The 1,685-nt window shown below is 47.5% G+C and carries 2 protein-coding genes; both read left to right on the top strand.

Annotated elements, in window-relative coordinates; translation table 11 throughout:
- The first annotated feature begins 97 nt into the window (after positions 1-97).
- The gene (locus tag AKL28_RS23500) at positions 98-1,042 is read left to right on the top strand and encodes a hypothetical protein (protein WP_156226482.1); all 945 of its coding nucleotides are present in this window, start codon (positions 98-100) and stop codon (positions 1,040-1,042) included.
- Positions 1,043-1,047: 5 nt separating this feature from the next.
- A partial coding sequence (locus AKL28_RS23495; protein WP_156226481.1) for a hypothetical protein occupies positions 1,048-1,685 on the top strand: 638 nt, incomplete at its 3' end.

Below are 1,685 nucleotides of genomic sequence, written 5' to 3'. Positions count from 1 at the left end.
TTCGGGAAGTTCCATGTGCCGGCAATCCTATTTAATTTGGGCCTTTACGACTATATAAAGAGCGGTTCCTTCAGACATCACCTAGTGCGAGTTGAGCGTGAAATTGAAAATGAAACTAGCTAAGAAGGCGATCAGCCCCAAGCGTGATGAGAAGAGGACTCCTGACGAACTCTTTCTCGGCCTTGCTGAGCATTTGGTGCACGCGGACATAGAGCTATGTCCAAATTTCTCATTCAATCTGCTTAAGACTGACGCACGAAAAGATGAGGGACAGTACAAGAACGTCGAGTTATCGGATTTCTGGCTACCTCCCAATGGTGTATACGATGAGCCGCAACGTTTGACTAATAGGCACGATTTTGTGGGATCAGTTGTGCTGGCGGCCGAGAAGCTGCTCAGACGAACGAAGAGAAGCAAGACAAGAAATGCTCGGGCAGTTTTCTTAACTGCCACCCTTGCGAAATTCTTTGAATACATCTGGATCAAAAATAGATTTGATCTGAAAGCCATTCTTCCAGAAGATTTCGGTGAACTGGCACGTGCACTTGCACATGGAGGATGGCATGAGGCTCTGATGGTTGAGGAGCGTCTCACCAACGCGCTCGCCGCTAGAGGCCACGAGCTGGCATGTCAACTGATTTCGATTGGTAAAAACCACCTGAACAACGTCCCAGAAGATGCGTTAGGACCAACCATTGGGACAAATATCGCAGCACGCGAAGGAGCGGTCTATCGCAAGCTGATCCTTCAACATTACGAGGACCGGTTAAACCCTAGAGCTAGGGCAATCCTCGCAAGCGAAGACGTCCCCAAAAAAGGTATGAAGCGCAGCATGTTGCGCCAGACCTTGTCGATGATCAATTTGCTAATTGATTTGCCAGCACCCTATGGAGTCAAATTCCTCCCATTCGCTAATCCAACAAACTTGGCCAATAAATTGACGAAGCCTTCAGGGGCGACACGCAATTTAGGAGCAGTTGAGGCTGGGGCTTTACTTTCGGAAGGCTATATAGGTGGCTTTATAGCTACGGCGGAGACATAGCCATTTTGATTACGGATCTTTGCGCTGAAATCAGGAAGGCCGCAGAGGCCGGACGCAAGGTACTTGGAGATTCCCTGGAAGACTGGCTATCGTCTTCAAAAACAAGAGAGAGGTTGGAAGAGAAGATTGGCATCACGATTGGCGAGCTGGATGTCAGCAAGCCTGGTAGCTATTCTGTTCGAGAAGTTCTATTGACGCTAATGACTGGTTGTATGGTTCTGGTTGCGACTATGAACGGGCGGCGCCGTGACGAGGTATCTCACAGAAAATTTGGGATACATGTTGGTTTTACTTCGGTGGTCGACGAAGAATTTGAAATATATAAGGGCTTGTTCTACATCGAGAAATCGATCCAAGATCACGATTCATTCTACGTTAATAAAACGACCCGAGAAGTAGCGATTCTGCTCGAATCTATTCAAAAAGCCTTTGATGATTTGAATAGTTACCTGGGCAGGCCAACTTTTGCAGACATGCCTGAAACAGAGCGGTCGCTGTTCGCTTACCATAGGTTCAGTCGTGTCGAGGGCATGAATGAAACGCGAAATTGGTTTGTCTTTGAATCCACTCGCGATAGTCATTCCTCCATCTTTCTTCGCTTTGCCTTGGGAGAGGATTATGTTCTTGGTCCGCAGTCTCATAT

The organism is Herbaspirillum chlorophenolicum (genome assembly GCF_001189955.1).
Taxonomy (GTDB): Bacteria; Pseudomonadota; Gammaproteobacteria; order Burkholderiales; family Burkholderiaceae_D; genus Herbaspirillum; species Herbaspirillum chlorophenolicum.
The sequence above is the reverse complement of the archived record's forward strand: the minus strand, read 5'-3'. Positions and strand labels throughout refer to the sequence as shown.